Origin of the sequence: Asaccharospora irregularis DSM 2635 (assembly GCF_900129815.1) — a bacterium.
Lineage (GTDB): Bacteria > Bacillota > Clostridia > Peptostreptococcales > Peptostreptococcaceae > Asaccharospora > Asaccharospora irregularis.
This window is the reverse complement of the sequence record NZ_FQWX01000039.1, coordinates 1-18,335: the sequence shown is the minus strand read 5'-3', so window position 1 is coordinate 18,335 and position 18,335 is coordinate 1. Positions and strand designations below refer to the sequence as shown.

The window sequence follows — 18,335 nt, the reverse complement described above, 5'->3', positions numbered from 1 at the left end:
TACATACATAAGGTTAGCCTCCATATTTAATTTTATATTAATATTTTAGCTAACCTATAATTTATATTGTAGTCAGAGATTTTTTGACGTTTACACTATAATTAGACTAGTATACAATAAAGTACTAAAATATATATAAGTTCCAATTCATATGTAACGATAATTTTTATATTTATTATTTTTTTACATCCTAACTAACCAGGATTGGATTAATCTCTTTACCCTGGGTTTTATCAATTTGTCTTTCTGTTAATAGTATAACCATAGTTTTACATTATATACATTTATGACCAAATTATTTTTTATTTAACTAATTAAATATTGAATATAGTCCCCGGGGGACTACATTTGAACTTTATTGTATTTATTAAAAAAGCGGCGATTGAATTTCATCTACCGTGAATTGTTTAAACTTGTATTTGTACATTCGCTAATAGCTAAGATGCAGGTAGTTTTTAATTCTATAGATTATGTATCTGAACTTAAATTAGACGTAATCAGATACACATTAAATTTTTAGATACAATTCAGCCGATCTTGGGAACAATAGAGACTTTAAATTAATTCCTAGGTTTCTTGTAACAACTTAAGTATCACCTTTTTGAAGGATTTATCAGTTTATTAAATTCTAGAAATATTGAAAATGATTATGAAAGATGAAAAAGGAGTATCATCAATATGATTCTCCTCTTATTATTTCTAGCTAGATATCAATATTTAATCTATTATCCTTAATCCTTGAACTTAGATCAATAATCTTCTCTTTTATATTATCTACTGTTTTATAAAACTCTTCAATTGGTTTACCGGTAGGATCATCTAATCCCCAATCTTCTCTGTATTTACAAGGTAACCAAGGGCAATTTACATTACACCCCATAGTTATTACAATATCGATATCAGGGAACTCTGAAACTAATTTATTTCTTTGGGTTTTGTTCATATCTATACTATATATATCTTTTATAACTTTAACAGCATCTTGATTTATTCCTGATTTAATTTCTGTTCCCCCTGAATAAGGTATAAATATATCTTTCGCATGAATTTTAGCTATTGCCTCAGCCATTTGACTTCTGCATGAGTTATGAACGCATATAAATGCTACTGTTGGTTTATTCATTTAAAGACTCCTTTACGAACCAATTTTGAGTATTGTTTGCAATTTTTACAAGCAATAGCATAACTGGGACTTCAGTTAACACACCAACTATAGTAGCTAGTGCGACTGGTGATGATGCTCCAAAAAGTGATATAGCAACTGCAACTGATAGCTCAAAGAAATTTGAAGCACCTATCATTCCTGCAGGAGCCGCTACATTGTAAGGTAAATTTAATATTTTACAAGCTGTGTATGCTATAGCAAATATCAGGAATGTTTGAATTGTAAGTGGTACAGCTATAAGCACTATATGAAGAGGGTTATTTACAATTACATCTCCTTGGAATGAAAATATTAAAATTAAAGTTAGTAGAAGTCCTATTGTAGTAACATTATCGAATTTTTTAATAAATACGTCGTTGAAATATTCTACACCTTTAGATTTTATTACCAAAATTCTAGTTAATATGCCTCCAGCTAATGGAATTACCACAAATAAAACTACTGAAAGTAATAGTGTATTTATAGGAACTATAATATCACTTACACCTAATAAGAATGCGACAATTGGAGCAAATGCAATTAGTATAATTAAATCATTTGTAGCAACCTGAACTACAGTATAAGCTGGATCTCCTTTAGTAAGATGACTCCATACAAAAACCATTGCAGTACATGGGGCTGCACCTAGTAAAACTGCTCCAGCAAGATAATCTTTTGCAAGGTCAGCTGGTATTATATTTTTAAAGACTACATAAAAAAAGAATGAAGCTATTGCATACATCGTAAAAGGTTTAATTAACCAATTTGTAACCCATGTTACAAATAGTCCTTTTGGTCTTTTACCTACATTTTTTATACTTTTGAAATCTACTTTCATCATCATAGGGTAGATCATCAGCCAAATAAGTATGGCAATTGGTACCGATACTTGTGCGTATTCAAATTTATTTAAAAATTGCGGAATTGATGGTATAAATTTTCCTATAAAAATACCTACTGCCATACATATTAGTACCCATACAGTTAAATATTTCTGGAAAAATCCTATACCACTTGACTTATTGTTGCTCATATTTTACCTCCGTATTTTAATTTTATAAAAATATACTTGTTTATATATTGTTTTGCATGATTTCGATTATTAATATTTTAAAGAATATAATATATCCATTTATGCTTTATTTTTAATTATTTGTAGAGAGAGAATTAAAGATTTGATTTTAGGATGTGTAAAAGAATATTACACATCCACATATTAATTAAGCTTCTAAAGGTTTGTTTAACAACAACCGCTGTCACCACCACAACAGCCATTATTTGTTGGTTTATCTACTTCAACAATAAGTATCCCTGTATATTTATAAAATTCATCATTTGTTAAATGTGATTTTGTTTTTACAATCTGTCCGTCAACTATTGTTATTGGTAATATATCATTATCTTCTGTAAGTAAATTGTTTACATCTTTGTTAGATATGAAGGCTTGAGGTTCACTAGACAAGTTATATCTAGTAATATCAGCGCCTTGTTTTTTTAAACTGTCTACTATAGTTGCAACTCTTAAAAGTTCAGTATCTACACTTGGACCACAAACTCCAGTTGAACAGCACATTGCAGGATCATAAATTTCAATTTTTTTCATTGTTATTACCTCCTATAAACTATTTGTTTAAATTACATCTATCATCATCTTTAGATAGATTTTCTTTAGATTTATCTACTTCTAATAAAAAATCTTTTAATTCCAATATTTTATTATTTTTTAAAGTATATTTCATCCAAGATCCATCTTTTCTACCACTTACAAGATCACATTCAATTAACATTTTCATGTGATAAGAAAGTGTAGGTTGTGTTATATTAACTTCATCTAATATATTACAAGCACACAATTCATTCTCAGATAACATATTTAAAATTTTAAGTCTTGTTTCATCTGATAAAGCTTTAAACATTAAAGCATATTCAGCATAAGAATAATTCATATTAACACCTCTTAACTGTTAGAATTTATATATTATTATATACAAGATATTTATATTTATCAATATGCTAAATGTATAATAAATCTTAGATTTTATGGTTATATGTTATCTAAAAATAAATTATATCAATTTAAGTATTTATATTGTTAAAATATTTCTTTTTTAGCCTTAATTTGTATATTTTAGGAAATTATCTCAAGTAAGGCTTTGTCATTTACTTCTTTTGGTAACCATTTTATTACAGCATAATTTCCAGAGGAAATTTTATTTACTTCATTTATCCACTTCACTTCACTATTAGCTTTTGCTTGTAAAAGTGGAGACTTAGTACCTGTCATTAACATACTTTGATTTATTACCCACCATTTAGAGTGGATATCAGCTCTCTTTAGATCTTCATTTAATCTTTGTGCTTCAAATACTGGTGTTGTTTCAGGAAGAGTAACTATAACCACTTCAGTTTCTTTTTCATCTCTAAGTCTTGGTAATAATCTTTTAACTGACTCTGGGATATCACCTTGAGTCCTTTCTACTTCTTTGTGATAACTTTGAGTTGAATCTAAAAGTAGTAGAGTATGACCTGTAGGAGCTGTATCTATTACGACTACAGCATCATCTGCTTTTTCAACAACTTCGGCAAAAGCTCTGAAAACTGCTATTTCTTGTGTACATGGTGAACGTAGATCTTCTTTTATATATTCTAAGTCATCACCACTCATAGTTTCTGATGCTTTTGAGATTACTTCATCTTGATATTTTTTAAGTTCTTCTTTTTCATTTATTTCACTTATTGTAATATTGTCGTGATCGCTCATTATATATTTAATGTGATTAGCGGGATCTGTAGTTGTAAGGTGAACTTTTACACCTTTCTTAGCTAAACCTAGTGCAATAGCTGAAGCTACAGTTGTTTTACCAACTCCGCCTTTACCCATAGTGAAAATTACTTTTTTATTAGTTTTGTAGAAATCTTCTATAAGTTCATTTATAGAAGGAGAATTTTCATTATCTAAAGTGTCATTTACTATTACAGAATTATCTCCTTTTAACATCATTCTAATACTATCTATTCCTGATACATTGTAAGAACGAAGTGGAACAGTATAAGTTGTTATATCCTTTATACCAACTGGTATATTATTTAAAGATTCTTGCTGTTTATTATATAGTTCAGATGAAATCTCATCATCTTCCTCAACGCTTTCCATAACACCATTAACAACCAAGATTTGATTATTTACACCTAATTGTCTTAACTCTTCTGATGCTCTTTCAGCCTCAAGCAAAGTTGGTTTTTCAGGTCTAGCAACAAGCACAAGAGTTGTTAAATCCCCATTCGCTAGTGTATCAACTGCATCTTTATATACTTCTTTTTTATCCTCAAGCCCAGAAAGTTGACCTAAGCATGATGCTCCGTGAGTGCTTTCGCTTATGAAGTTAGTCCAAGCAGATGGAAGTTGGAGCATCCTAAGTGTGTGACCAGTAGGTGCTGTATCAAAAATAATATAGTCATATTTATCTTTAACTTCTTCATCAGCAAGATAATTTGTAAATTCATTAAATGCAGCTATTTCTACAGTACATGATCCAGATAATTGTTCTTCCATATTTACAAGTACTGCTTCTGGAAGTTTACCTATATATGGCCCTATAACTGAGTCTCTATAATCTTTTGCAGCTTCTTCTGGATTTAGATTAACTACCGATAAATTTGGAATTTCTTTTATTTTAGTTGCTTTATTATTTAAATCAGTATTGAACACATCTTGTAAATTAGAAGCTGGGTCAGTGCTTATAAGTAAAACTTTTTTTCCAGCATCAGCAAGTGTAACAGAAGTTGCACAAGCTACAGAAGTTTTACCAACCCCACCTTTTCCTGTATAAAATAAATATTTTGTTAAGTCTAATTCATCAACATTAAATTGTTTAAACATATTATTCATCACCTTTCATTATTTTTATAAAATTTTTATCATTTGCCCTATATTTATAAAACTCATCATTTGTTAGATGTGATTTTGTTTTAACAATTTGTCCATCAACAATTGTTATTCAAAATATCATTATCATCTGTAAGTAAATCGATAATATCTTTATTAGAGATATTCTGCAGAAATATAATTCAATGTAACTCCTCCTTTGTTTAGAATATTGATAATTATCTATATCCACATTATATGAATCATATCGATAAATGTCAATATGTTTTCCGAAAATTAATTAAAGATCAAAATTTTAATATTATTAACATGATATACGTGGTGCAGGAATGCGTATTATTGAATACGGAGACATTAAAGCTATTAAAGAAGATGGTGAAAATGCAAGTAATGATGAAGAAGCTGTTCCGACATCAAAACAATATGCAGAAAGCATACAGACTTTAAGTTATAGAGTTGAGAATGTCGAGCAAGGCAACGGAAGAATTGAACAAAAACTTGATATAATGTAAGTAATAATGAAACTAAACCACAGACATACGAGAATGCAATAATTTATAGTGGAGATAGAGACAAAGCAGTCGCTATTATAATGAAGGAATTTCTCCCAAGCTCCACAATCGTAGATATTGCGGACTATAAGAGTTACATGTGTAGAAATGCCTACGCAATAGGTGGAGGAGCAAGCAAAGGATTAGAGAAGTTCCCGGACAATGTAACTAAGTTTGTTGGTAAGGACTTTTAAGACACATACGATTTAATGGTTAGGTATTTAAAAGATAGAAAATTAATATTTTAGTATAGGCTTGAAAATTAAAATATAAATGTAATTCGATTCTAAAATTTCAAACCATTTATTGACTTAAAAAGGACAGGAACGTTGTAGTTCTAAATATACTTAAGCAAATACTTATCTTAATGACCAAAGAATCTTAATTAAGTTAATTAGAAAAACTTAGTACATTTATCAAATACTAGGTAACTTGATTGACTAGATATAGAAAAAAATCCATAATATTGTAATAAATAAAATAAAACAGGAGATACTAAGAGATGAAAAAGTTATAATGAGGTTACAGTACTGACTATAAAAAACAATTTATAGAGGTATGACAAGATAATGTAAAAAATTAAAAATAAAGTATTCTGAAGTAGCAAGCAATTAAAAAAATTTACATAAATAATCTCTATTATAGGTTTTATACGTGTTTTTGTCCAGAAAGGAGAGCATATTAGTGCTATCAAATACAAAACAGGTTCCACAAGATAAAAGCTTAGACAATACTCTTGCTTTGATGCGTGAAGGGTATAAATTTATTGAAAACAGGGTAAATAAGTATCATTCTGATATATTTGAGACTCGCTTATTTGGTCAGAAAGTAATTTGCATGAGCGGGGAAGAATCTGCGAAGATTTTTTATGATTCAGAGCTATTTATTCGAAAGAATGCTACCCCAAAACGAATACAGAAAACATTATTTGGTGTAGGTGGAGTTCAATCTTTGGATGGTGAAGCACATGCTCATAGGAAGAAACTATTCTTATCACTAATGACTTCAACTCAACAAATTAGACTTGCTAACCTTGTCATGGAGAAGTGGTTAGATTCCGTTAAAAATTGGGAAGGGGTAGAGAAGGTTGTACTTTTCGATGTATCAAATGAGGTTTTATGTCGTGCAGCATGTCAATGGGCAGGGGTTCCGCTTCTGGAAACTGAAGTAAAAGAGCGAGCAGATGACTTTAGTTCAATGGTTAGCGCCTTCGGTGCAATTGGGCCGCAGCACTGGAAAGGAAAAAGAGCTAGAGCCAGAGCTGAAGAATGGATAAGAGGAATCATAGAGGATGTCCGTGCAGGTAAGATTAAGACTGAAGAAGGATCTGCACTTAATGCTATTGCTTTTCACAGAGAATTAGATGGCAATCAGCTGGATGCCCAAATCGCTGCGGTAGAACTTATTAATGTATTACGTCCTATTGTTGCTATTTCAACCTTCATTACATTTTCAGCTTTAGCGTTGTATGAGAATCCAAAGTGTAAAGAGAAGCTAATAACAGGTGAAAGTAATGAGTTTAAAATATTCGTACAGGAAGTTCGACGCTACTACCCATTTGGGCCATTTCTAGGTGCAAGAGCTCGAAAGGATTTTATCTGGAATCAATGTGAATTCAAAGAGGATATGCTAGTACTTCTTGATATTTATGGTACTAATCATGATTCAAGATTATGGGATAAACCTGATAAATTTAGGCCTGAGCGTTTTAAGGAACGAAATGAAAACTTATTTGATTTTATACCGCAAGGTGGTAGCGATCCGGCTAAAGGACATCGCTGTCCAGGTGAAGGTATTACTATTGAAATCATGAAAACTAGCATAGATTTTCTTGTTAATAATATTGAGTTTGAAGTACAAGACCAAGATTTAAGTTATAGTCTAGTAAAAATGCCTACACTACCTAAAAGCGGATTTGTAATGAGTAATATTAAACGAAAAACTTTAAATGGTAGAAAATAAGTCTAATGAACAATAGTTTACATTGGCATTTAAAGAGAGTTAATAGAAAGACTAGAATGGTTTCTAGTCTTTTTGCTTACTTTGAAAAATACAGGAACATACAAAGATTAACTGCTTAAGTCTTATTATAATTTGATTTATTAGAACTGATGGCTATTTTTCCAAACTAAAATAAAACTCCTATTACCCAGATAAAAGGGAATAAGAGTTCTAATCTAATGAAAGAAAGATAACATTAGCATACCAGTAGTTATACCTAAGACATTTCCTATTGTAGACATTCTTCCTTTCCAAATTTCACAACATGATGGAATGGTTTCTCTAAAAGTAATATAAAGAATCATACCAGCAGCAAAAGAAAGATTTATACTGATTATAGCCGGTGATATTGAACTTATTATACCGCCAAGAATAGAACCTAATCCCATTGGAATTGAGGTTAGTATAGAGATTATTAAAAATTTAAATTTACTAGCTTTGCATTCTCTTAAAAAAATTCCAATTGTAAGTCCTTCAGGAATTCCATGAAGGATTAAAGCTATTGAAAGTTTTAGCCCTTCTATAGGTGAAGTAGAGAGTAGGGAGCCAAGAGCTACTCCACTAGGTATGTTATGTATTCCTATACCAATAGCTAAAAAAATAGCAGCCTTTAAAAAATTATTATTTTTATAATCTGAAACATAAATTTTGTCATGCTCTAATATACCATCAAGAATTATTGCTAAAATAAGTCCTAATGAAATTCCAACCACAGATGTGTATATACTACCACTTTCTAGAGATTCAGGTAGTAAATCAAAACAGACAATTGCAAGCATGAAACCTCCAATAAATCCTAATAAAGTTCCTTTAAATCTTCTACCTCTCCCTTTTATAAAAAAAGAAAGTATGATACCTGTAAAAATTCCTATCCACCCAGTTAGATATCCTGAAAGTCCTGTAATAAATATTGTATTCATAAATATACTCATTCCTTACTAATTTAATTTAGTTAAATATCAAAACTCACCGATTGTGATATAATTAAATCTCAAAATCGGCGAGTAATAAACATTATTACCTATTATTTTGTTTCTATTTTACAAGATTCCATTAACATCTAGGTTTACCAAATGTTTAGCTATAAATTATTAACATTTAATGCTCTGAAAGCATTTAAGACTGCAATGATAGTAACTCCTACATCAGCGAATATAGCAGCCCACATAGTAGCTATTCCTAAAGCACTCAAAATAAGAACAATTATTTTTATCCCAATTGCTATTACTATATTTTGATGTGCGATTTTCAATGTTTTTTTAGAAATTTTCATTCCAGTAGCAATTTTAGAAGGCTCATCAGTCATTATAACAATATCGGCCGCTTCAATAGCTGCATCAGAACCTAAACCGCCCATTGCTATACCAATATCTGCACGAGCTAAAACAGGGGCATCATTGATTCCGTCACCGACAAAAGCTAGTTTTCCTTTTCCTGATTTTTGTAAAAATAGTTCTTCAAGCTTATCAACTTTATCACCAGGTAATAGTTCTGCATATACTTTATCAAGTCCAAGCTCTTTAGCAACTTTTGAACCAACATTTTTATTATCACCAGTTAACATAACTGTTTGCTTTATGTTGGCTTCCTTTAGTTCTTTAATTGCTTTAGCTGAATCCGCTTTGACCTCATCTGCAATAAGAATATATCCTGCATATTGGTTATCAACGGCAACATGTACAACAGTACCAATTAACTCACCTTCAAAGTAAGGTATATTCATCTTTTTCATTAGTTTAATATTACCTGCCAAGATTTTTTTTCCATCTACTTTCGCACTAACTCCATGACCAGAAATTTCTTCTACCTCTGAAATACGTCCATTATCGATTTCTTTTCCATAAGCACTTTTTAGTGAAATTGATATTGGATGATTAGAGTAACTTTCCGCATATGCAGTAAATTCTAGTAGCTCTTCTTTAGAAACTCCTTCAGGATGAATTTCTTGTACATTAAATACACCTTTTGTTAGTGTTCCAGTTTTATCAAAAACTACAATCTGAGTTTCTGCTAATGCTTCTAAATAATTACTACCCTTTACAAGAATTCCCTTCTTTGAAGCTCCGCCTATCCCACCAAAGAAACTTAAAGGAATAGAGATAACAAGAGCACAAGGGCAAGAAACGACAAGGAATGCTAAAGCTCTATATATCCAATCACTAAAAGTTGCTCCTTCTAGAATAAGAGGGGGAACAATTGCAAGAATAGCTGCAATAACCACAACAACTGGGGTATAGTATCTAGCAAATTTTGTAATAAATTGTTCTGAATGAGATTTTTTACTGCTTGCATTTTCAACTAAATCTAGAATTTTACTTACAGTAGATTCTTCAAATTCCTTTGTAACCTCTATAGTGATAACTCCATTTATATTTATGCATCCACTTAGAATATCATTACCAACTTCTATTTCACGGGGAACAGATTCACCTGTAAGCGCTGATGTATCCACCATTGAACTTCCATCAATAACCTTTCCATCAAGAGGAATTTTTTCTCCTGCTTTAACAACAATAATATCTCCAATTTGTACTTCATCTGGGTCTACTTTGATAAGTTCATCGCCCTTTTTTATATTAGCATAATCTGGTCGAATGTCCATAAGGCTTGCAATTGATCCTCTTGATTTATCAATTGCATAGCTTTGAAATAGTTCACCAACTTGATAAAATAGCATAACTGCTACACCTTCTGGGTATTCACCAATTAAAAATGCTCCGATTGTGGCTATGCTCATTAAAAAGCTTTCATCAAATACCTGTCCTTTAAAAATATTTTTTACTGCTTTCTTAACTACATCTCCTCCTACAATAATATAACTAATTACAAACAAAGCAACCTGCAACCATTGAATATTGAAATTTATAATTACTGCAGCAAGAAACGTTGCTGCGCCTATGCCTATCCTCCAAATACGTTTTTTCAAGATACAACAACTCCTTTAAGCTTTTCTCATAACAACATGAGATTCAATTTTTTTAACAATTTTTTCTGATTCTTGTATAATTGTAGGCATTTTGTCATCCTCACCCTCAATAACAAGTTTTTGTGTCATAAAATTAACAGTGGCATCCTTCACACCATCAAGTTCTTTAATAACCTTCTCCATTTTAGCTGCACAATTTGCACATTCTAAACCTTCAAGTATAAATTTCTTTTTCATATAATCTTATCCTCCTAAATATTGTTTGTATTTTCTTTTATATTATCCAAATATGTTCATAAAAAACTGTTAATACATTATTAATTCTCATTGATAAGAATTAAAGCGTAGTTATATATATGGTATATACCTTTAAGCTTTTCTCATAACAACATGAGATTCAATTTTTTTAACAATTTTTTCTGATTCTTGTATAATTGTAGGCATTTTGTCATCCTCACCCTCAATAACAAGTTTTTGTGTCATAAAATTAACAGTGGCATCCTTCACACCATCAAGTTCTTTAATAACCTTCTCCATTTTAGCTGCACAATTTGCACATTCTAAACCTTCAAGTATAAATTTCTTTTTCATAATATTATCCTCCAAAATACTAAATATTGTTTTATTCAATTTTATAAACAACGCTAACTAAAAAGATATTCTACTATTGTCTGAAATTAGTTTTCAGTAATATGAATTAAACCTTGATCAAATATCTGCTTTACGTGATCATCATCCAGAGAATAATAAACTATTTTACCTTCTCTTCTATTTTTCACTAAATTAGCTTGCTTTAACACTCTCAGCTGATGTGAAATTGCTGATTGCGTCATGTTTAATAAAAATGCTATATCACAAACACACATTTCGGATTCATCCAATGCCCATAGAATTTTGATTCGCGTAGAATCTCCAAAAACTTTAAACAGTTCTGCTAAGTCATAAAGTGTTTCTTCTTTAGGCATTTTATTTTTTACCTGATTAACAATGTTTTGATGTATAACATCACAATCACATCTCTCAAGAGTATTAACTTTTTTAGCCATATTTTCACCTCTATATATAATAAATCATATCAACACTTGAACATGTATTTATATGTTGTATCCTTATTTTATACCTATATATCTTATATGTCAATAGATATATTCATATTATATTTATTAATCTCTAAAGCTCTAGTACCAAAGAAATATTTGACAAAGCATTCCAGTTATCAAGGTACATTTATGGAGTTGTTTAGTAAAATAAATACTTGTATATTATGTAGAGACGAAATGAAGGTTAGAATAAATATTTCAAATGGTTAAAATTTGTAAAGATTGTCTAAAAATATGCAGCGTAAAAGAAGATAAGCAAAATGGACTAGGAAGAGTATTAGAAAACAGCAACAAATAGTACATATCGCAGAGTATAAGTTTTGCAATATAATGATGAAAAGATAAAAGAGAAGAAATAATAAATGAATATAAATAAATATATAAATAAGGGCTAGGTTATAATGTATGTCGGGAAAAAGAATACTAAGAAAAGATAAAAAGAGACCTTAAATATTTGGTCTCTTTTTATTTGCCACCAATTTGCCACCATAAAACACAAACTTTAGAATATATACTATAGAATTCTATAGTGCAATTTGTTAGAGCTAGCAATTTTAAATTTAGTGATTTAAATGGATTGGATGTGCTTAAAATACGTTCTGTAGTTGGTTATAAGTAATATGACAATTTAATTGGCCATTAGAATTACAAACTGAATAATCTAAATCATTTTTCATAAAAGTTTATAATTTATTATATATATACATATCCATAAAAGTATAGTTTTACGAATAAAAAGTATACATCTAAAAAAGATGTATTTATAAGGCTTTCATTTTCCGAAAAGGTTGTTAAATATATATAAACATATCCGTAAATGATAGGTGTGTTTTTCGAATGAATATTGTATAATTTAAGTATTATTGATATGAAAAGGTAAGGAAGGAAGAGGAAAATGAGATTAGGCTATATTCGTGTTAGTACAAAAGAACAAAACGTAGTTCGTCAAGAACTTCTTATGAATCAATTAAATGTTGAAAAAGTCTATATGGAAAAAGTCAGCGGAAAAAATACAAATCGACCACGACTAAAAGAAATGATTAATTTTGCTAGAGAAGGCGATGTAGTAGTAGTGGAAAGTATAAGTAGGTTTGCTAGAAATACAAAAGACTTACTAGAATTAATAGAAATATTAAAAGAAAAGAAAGTCGACTTTGAGTCACAGAAAGAAAGAATAGATACTTCAACATCTAGTGGAGAATTTATGTTAACCATTTTTGGAGCTATGGCACAACTTGAGAGATCATATATTCTAGATAGACAAAAAGAAGGTATAGATGCCATGCCTTTAAATGAGTTCGGCAAGAAAGTATCTTTAAAAACTGGAAGACAATCAGGTCGTCCTAGAATAAAATATCCTATAGATTGGGAAATTGAATATAAAAGGTGGATTAATAAAGAGCAAACCGCAAAAATTACTATGGAAAGACTATGTTTAAAAAGAACTACTTTTTATAAATTGGTAAAAGAGTTTGAAATAGATAATCTAAATCAATAATATAGAAAGATAATTAAATTAATGATTATCTAGCATTCATCATATAATTTACAAAACAGAAAAAGGACATTCCTAATTAAATTAAGTCTGCCCTTTTTCTATTTTTGAAAAGATTGTCCTTACTTAAACTAAATTTAGTGACTAGTTAAAGTCAAAGATAAATAATTCTTCAATCGGAGTATCTAATACATTTGATATTCTAACAGCTAATTCAAGTGAAGGATTATATTTAGCACTCTCTAAACGAGCGACAGTTTCTCTTCTTACATTAACTTTATCTGCTAATTCTTCTTGAGTTAATTCATTAAATTGACGATACTTTTTTAAATTACAAATAAAATTTGTCATAATATTAATTCCCTAAGTCAAATTTATAAGTTAAAAATGCCCATAAGTTTGTTGAAATTGCAAAAGTAAGAGCTACTATTATTAATTGTATTTGATAGGTTAATTGTAAATCCAATGAAGATAGCTTAGCTAAGTAGATTAATACAAATGCTACTACAAAACATAATCTAAAAGATATTGAAGCAGCTCGATATTTATTGGACTTTAAACGCTCATCATCTAGTTGCCCCAATTTAGACCACCAAAAATAGGAGAAATACCCCCCAAAAGCAAAATATAAAAAGTATAGTGGATCATTATTCAACCCTCTAAATCCTAAAAACGCCAAAAATCCTAAGAAAAATAAGTATTTGCTTACATCTTCTTTCATAAAACCCCTCCCATAAATGTGATTTATTTATATCTTTATATTACAAATATATCCCATAGAGTTTAATATTATTACCAAAATTTTAAAAAAATCATTAATAATACTCTTATACAAGATAATTGAGACACTCCAGGCATTGATTTTACTTAATATGATAAGTATTTAAATAAAGTTAACCTTTTTGAAAACTAAATATTAATAATTCCTTAATATACACGATTACACGAAAATAGGAGCTACACCTACTGAAAATTGTGTAATCACTACTTAGGAAGACTAACAATTAATGATAATCAAGGATTTAAGAAACAAAAACATAGAAACAAGGAATATTACAATATACAATATAATCTTTAAGATAAATCTAAAAAGGAGTCTAATTACAAATTTTATAATATTGTAGATTTAATAACATAAAAATAAGATACAATAAGATACAGAATTGTCGAAGCCTTATAAATAATGTCGTGGGATTGTTGTGGAATTCACTTGCATTGCGCTGTATAATTTAAGTAACAAATAAATTAAATTGTCACTATTTAACAGAAAATAATACTACAATCCATTCAAATCTTGTATGTTCTTGATAAATAATTAACATAATTTTTATCAAATCAACATAAATTTAAAGTACTTTAACTTATACTAATGATAAAGGGGGTTATATTATGTCACCCGAAATAGAACCAACAGGTGTATGTGGAGCGGCATGCTCAGTTTGTTCAGCTTGTTCAGCATGTGGAGCTATGTCTGTATACGGATTTACAGGAATAATTGGATTTATGTAAGAAAGAATCAAACAATTTAGGCGAAATAGTTACATAAGTGTTTTAAAATAAAAAGTTGCCCTTATTGTGGCAACTTTTTATTTTTCATGCGACGACACAAGAATACTAATCAGGCATGAGATAAATAAGTAAATAAAAGATATAAATAGTTAAATATAATATTTAGGAGGATTAAACACCATGGAAGAATACGTTTATATAAAAGAACCTATATTAATCAATATAAATCTTAATGAAATTTTATTGATAGTAGAAGATAGAAGCAGTAGGAAAGGGGAAAAACTATATAATATCAATCAAGATGCATTAAATATTTTAAGGAAATTTACTGGAGAGTATAAATTCAAGGAAATTGTTGAACAATTGTCTATTTATTACAATGAGGGATTTAATGAAATTAAAAATAAATTAAACAACTTTTTAGAATTAATAGAAAGTAAGTATAATTTAAATGTCGGATACTCTATGAACAAGATGAATAAGGAAATAGAGATTAAAGATAATCAAAACTCTTGCATCCCAAGAGCTATCTCAATAGAATTAACGCACAAGTGCAATTTTAAATGTTTACATTGTTATGGAGAATATGATAATGAAAAATTAGAAATTATGGATTTTAATAAACTAAAAAAATTTCTAACAGAAAGTAGAAATTTAGGAGTTGAAATAATTGAACTAACAGGTGGAGAAATAACATTGCATCCAGATATATGTAAAATTTTAAATCTTATACATGAGTTAGAATTTAGGTTAGTTACTTTACTTACAAATGGATTTGTAAGAAATGAAGAACTGTACGATCTAATAATTGAACATAAAAAAAATACAGTTGTTCAAATAGATATGCATGGAAACACAGAAGATTATTTAGAATGGTTTACCAAAGTTCCAAACACTAAGGAAAAGGTAGAGGAAAATATAAAATATCTTAATGATAATGGCGTTTATATGAGAGTAGTAACTGTAGTTACTCCACGTAATTTAGATCAGATTGAAGATATAGCAGAATGGGTTCATAAAATGGGGGTTAAAAGTTATGGGGTTAGCCCTGTAATTCCAACCGGGAGAGCAGATAAGGATTCTAAAGAGCTTCTATTTAGCTCTGTTGAGGAATTTAACAAATTCCAAAAATTATTATATAATTTATCACAAAAGTATGATAAAAAATTCTTAAATCTAATAGAAGAGGATCAAACAATGAGAAGTAACTGTGGGGCATTAGTTTCAAATCCTTCACTTTCTCCAACTGGGGATTTAAAACTATGTTCTATGGATGGTTTAGATATTACTAAATCAATAGGCAATGTATTTGAAGAAGATTTTAAAACGATATATGAAAACAATATAGAATTTATAAAGGAATTTAAAAAGGTAAAAAGTCCAAATTTAGATATGGAAGGATGCAAAGATTGTGAGAATATCGGATTTTGTACAGGCTGTGTATTAAGAGGTTTTTTAAAGGGAATAGAAAAGGGAGATAAATGTCTTTGGTTGAAAGATATTGTTCCTATTGATATAAAAGATAAATTATTGGAATATCCAGCATTAGCTTAAAAAGCATAGCGAATATTTACTTTTAAGTAATTCTGATATTGAATGAAGTACCTCATTAGTAGATTAAAAGATAAGAGAGCGGTAAAGTCTAAAGTTTTGTCAAACTAAATTTAATATTAGAAAGGATGTAAATATGGATATCTATAAAAATTTAGGTTTTATATTTAAATTTATTAAGAAGTCTAAATTATATTTAATTGTTGGGATAGTTACTATGATATTATCTGCGGTTATAATTACTCCTATTCCATATCTAATAGGATATACGATAGATAATATAATATTAGTGAACAAAAGTTATAATGAACTATATAAAGTAGTCGCACTAATAATACTAATTTATATAATTAAATATTTTTTGACATTATTTTATCAATATTATCTTAGTAAAGTTCAGCAAAATGTTGTTAATGAAATTAGACTATCAATGATAAATAATATAATAGAATCTCCTTTAAGCTTTATAAATACGAAGGAAAAAGGCTATATATTAAGTAGAATATCTGAATCACAACAAATAGGATCTATATTTAACCCAAATATTTTAAATTCATTTGTTGGGATTTTTGATTTAATAGGTGCTTTAATTGTTATGATTTATTTAAACTTGAAATTAACTATATTATGTTTAGTTATGATTCCAATATATTACTTTATATCTAAAAAATCATCCAAGAAAATAACAGAAAGTACTATAAAGGTTCATGAAACAGCTGCAATTTTAAATGGAGAAGTATACGAAACTCTGAATGGAATTGAAGATATAAAATTACTAAACGCAAAAGATATACACATAAGTAAAGTTTCAATAAAGCTTAGAAATATGATGAAAAGTGCATTAAAACAAAGTTTAAACTTTATATGTTTTATACAAAATATAATTTTAGCTAGCGATATGGTTACAGCATTAGTTTTATTACTGTCTGGAATATTGATTTTACAAAATGAAATAACTGTGGGGTTATATACATCATTCTCACTATATACATCTAGAATACTTGCAACGGCTCAAACACTAGGAAGTTTAGACATTATGGTTAAGCCTGTATGTACAACAATAGTAAGAGTCAAAGAGTTTTTTAATTTAGATAGTGAGAATAATATAAATAGTAATCCTTTAGAAGTTAATATTAAAAATATATCTTTTAAAGATGTATCTTTTAAATATAGTGAAAATAGCGAATTTATTATAAAAGAATTTAATGAGGAATTTAAAGAAGGAGACAAAATATTATTAAGTGGAATAAACGGTTCTGGAAAAACAACACTAATTAAGCTTATAACTGCTCTGTACACACCTACTACGGGATGTATACTTATAAATGGACAAGACTATTCTAATTTAAACAAAGAGAGTATTAGAGAAAAGATAGGAGTTGTATCTCAAAATATATTTTTATTTAAAGGGACAATTATAGAAAATATTTTGTATGGCAAAAAAGATGCAACAAGACAAGATGTTATAGACTTAATAAAAGAATTTAAATTAGATAGTTATATAAATCGATTTGAACAGGGTATAGATACTGAAATCATTCAAAATGGAACTAGTATATCAGGTGGGCAAGCTCAAATAGTAGCATTTTTAAGAGCGATGATAGGAGAAAAGGACATATTAATATTAGATGAAGCAACTTCTAGTTTAGATATTGAAACTAGAAAAATGATATTAAATACTTTATCTGAAATAGAAAAATATAAAATATTAATAGTTATATCTCACCATGATGAAAAAATAAGTTTTATTAATAAAGAAATAAGTTTAATGAAGCACGAAAATAAATTAGTTAAATTTAAAGTATAAACTATTGAAATAGAGAAATATTTGTAAGCGTCAAAGAAAGTACGTCTACAATAAAAAATTTAGTTCTGATACAATAAAGCCAATAGCATAATATAACTCTTATGCTATTGGCTAAAATTTCATATTTATTTACTTTGAACTTTAAGATCTTCTGGTAGCGATTTGGACCATGGCATAATATCTTCTATTGAAGTTGTTTCATTTGATAATCCATTCATTAAATACACTAAGTACTTTTCTACAGAAAGGCCATAACTTTTAGCAGTTTCAATTATGCTGTAAATAGTTGCGCTTGCTTGTGCACCTTTGCCAGTGTTGGCGAACAGCCAATTTTTCCTACCTATAACAAATGTCTTAATAGCCCT

At 28.9% G+C, this 18,335-nt stretch carries 17 protein-coding genes and 1 pseudogene; 5 read left to right on the top strand and 13 right to left on the bottom strand.

Translation table 11 applies throughout. The features are described from left to right. Positions 1 to 703: 703 nt before the first annotated feature. From BUB34_RS11215 to arsA, 5 genes are all read right to left on the bottom strand, one after another. Positions 704 to 1,123, bottom strand: a complete 420-nt coding sequence (locus BUB34_RS11215; protein WP_073127356.1) for an arsenate reductase ArsC — start codon at positions 1,121 to 1,123, stop codon at positions 704 to 706. Then, entirely contained in the window at positions 1,116 to 2,177 is a 1,062-nt protein-coding gene (gene arsB / locus BUB34_RS11210) for an ACR3 family arsenite efflux transporter (RefSeq protein WP_073127355.1), read from the bottom strand. Before arsB ends, BUB34_RS11215 begins: the two co-directional genes overlap by 8 nt. Positions 2,178 to 2,384: 207 nt before the next feature. Continuing rightward, positions 2,385 to 2,747: an arsenite efflux transporter metallochaperone ArsD gene (gene arsD / locus BUB34_RS11205; RefSeq protein ID WP_073127353.1), complete on the bottom strand. Its 363-nt coding sequence runs from the start codon at positions 2,745 to 2,747 to the stop codon at positions 2,385 to 2,387. Positions 2,748 to 2,766: 19 nt separating this feature from the next. Continuing rightward, a complete protein-coding gene (locus BUB34_RS11200; protein ID WP_073127351.1) occupies positions 2,767 to 3,090 on the bottom strand; it encodes an ArsR/SmtB family transcription factor in 324 nt (107 codons plus the stop codon). A gap of 182 nt (positions 3,091 to 3,272) precedes the next feature. Next, positions 3,273 to 5,024, bottom strand: coding sequence for an arsenical pump-driving ATPase (arsA, locus tag BUB34_RS11195; protein WP_073127349.1), 1,752 nt, complete (start codon positions 5,022 to 5,024; stop codon positions 3,273 to 3,275). A gap of 335 nt (positions 5,025 to 5,359) precedes the next feature. Here arsA and BUB34_RS11190 point away from each other — a divergent pair, with 335 nt between their 5' ends. Together BUB34_RS11190 and BUB34_RS11185 are read left to right on the top strand one after the other, a co-directional pair. After that, positions 5,360 to 5,542 (top strand): hypothetical protein, encoded by a 183-nt coding sequence (locus BUB34_RS11190; RefSeq protein ID WP_073127347.1) that lies wholly within the window; start codon positions 5,360 to 5,362, stop codon positions 5,540 to 5,542. Between the two features lie 723 nt (positions 5,543 to 6,265). Beyond that, on the top strand, positions 6,266 to 7,543 hold the full coding sequence (locus BUB34_RS11185; RefSeq protein WP_330392779.1) for a cytochrome P450: 1,278 nt from the start codon (positions 6,266 to 6,268) through the stop codon (positions 7,541 to 7,543). Positions 7,544 to 7,758: 215 nt separating this feature from the next. On the opposite strand, the gene BUB34_RS11180 is transcribed toward BUB34_RS11185, so the two are convergent. The 5 genes from BUB34_RS11180 to BUB34_RS11160 form a co-directional block, all read right to left on the bottom strand. Further along, positions 7,759 to 8,502 carry a ZIP family metal transporter gene (locus BUB34_RS11180; RefSeq protein WP_073127345.1) on the bottom strand — a complete coding sequence of 248 codons (744 nt, stop codon included), beginning with the start codon at positions 8,500 to 8,502 and terminating at the stop codon, positions 7,759 to 7,761. 161 nt (positions 8,503 to 8,663) lie between these two features. After that, positions 8,664 to 10,508: a heavy metal translocating P-type ATPase gene (locus BUB34_RS11175; RefSeq protein ID WP_073127343.1), complete on the bottom strand. Its 1,845-nt coding sequence runs from the start codon at positions 10,506 to 10,508 to the stop codon at positions 8,664 to 8,666. Between the two features lie 15 nt (positions 10,509 to 10,523). Next, on the bottom strand, positions 10,524 to 10,745 hold the full coding sequence (locus BUB34_RS14045) for a cation transporter (protein ID WP_073127342.1): 222 nt from the start codon (positions 10,743 to 10,745) through the stop codon (positions 10,524 to 10,526). Positions 10,746 to 10,877: 132 nt separating this feature from the next. Further along, positions 10,878 to 11,099, bottom strand: a complete 222-nt coding sequence (locus BUB34_RS11165) for a cation transporter (RefSeq protein ID WP_073127342.1) — start codon at positions 11,097 to 11,099, stop codon at positions 10,878 to 10,880. 86 nt (positions 11,100 to 11,185) lie between these two features. Further along, the gene (locus BUB34_RS11160; RefSeq protein WP_073127340.1) at positions 11,186 to 11,554 is read right to left on the bottom strand and encodes an ArsR/SmtB family transcription factor; all 369 of its coding nucleotides are present in this window, start codon (positions 11,552 to 11,554) and stop codon (positions 11,186 to 11,188) included. 949 nt (positions 11,555 to 12,503) lie between these two features. Between BUB34_RS11160 and BUB34_RS11155 the strand changes: the two genes are divergently transcribed. Further along, positions 12,504 to 13,106, top strand: coding sequence for a recombinase family protein (locus tag BUB34_RS11155; RefSeq protein WP_073127338.1), 603 nt, complete (start codon positions 12,504 to 12,506; stop codon positions 13,104 to 13,106). Between the two features lie 141 nt (positions 13,107 to 13,247). Here BUB34_RS11155 and BUB34_RS11150 read toward each other — a convergent pair whose 3' ends face one another. Together BUB34_RS11150 and BUB34_RS11145 are read right to left on the bottom strand one after the other, a co-directional pair. Next, complete coding sequence (locus BUB34_RS11150; RefSeq protein WP_073127336.1) at positions 13,248 to 13,454, bottom strand: helix-turn-helix transcriptional regulator; 207 nt, start codon at positions 13,452 to 13,454, stop codon at positions 13,248 to 13,250. Between the two features lie 4 nt (positions 13,455 to 13,458). Beyond that, on the bottom strand, positions 13,459 to 13,824 hold the full coding sequence (locus tag BUB34_RS11145; RefSeq protein WP_073127334.1) for a DUF3796 domain-containing protein: 366 nt from the start codon (positions 13,822 to 13,824) through the stop codon (positions 13,459 to 13,461). Positions 13,825 to 14,792: 968 nt separating this feature from the next. Between BUB34_RS11145 and BUB34_RS11140 the strand changes: the two genes are divergently transcribed. Together BUB34_RS11140 and BUB34_RS11135 are read left to right on the top strand one after the other, a co-directional pair. Further along, positions 14,793 to 16,166: a radical SAM protein gene (locus tag BUB34_RS11140; RefSeq protein WP_073127332.1), complete on the top strand. Its 1,374-nt coding sequence runs from the start codon at positions 14,793 to 14,795 to the stop codon at positions 16,164 to 16,166. 133 nt (positions 16,167 to 16,299) lie between these two features. Next, positions 16,300 to 17,970 carry an ABC transporter ATP-binding protein gene (locus BUB34_RS11135; RefSeq protein ID WP_073127330.1) on the top strand — a complete coding sequence of 557 codons (1,671 nt, stop codon included), beginning with the start codon at positions 16,300 to 16,302 and terminating at the stop codon, positions 17,968 to 17,970. A 244-nt stretch (positions 17,971 to 18,214) separates the two neighbouring features. Here BUB34_RS11135 and BUB34_RS13905 read toward each other — a convergent pair. After that, a pseudogene (locus tag BUB34_RS13905) lies at positions 18,215 to 18,335 on the bottom strand (IS66 family transposase); the annotation flags it as partial.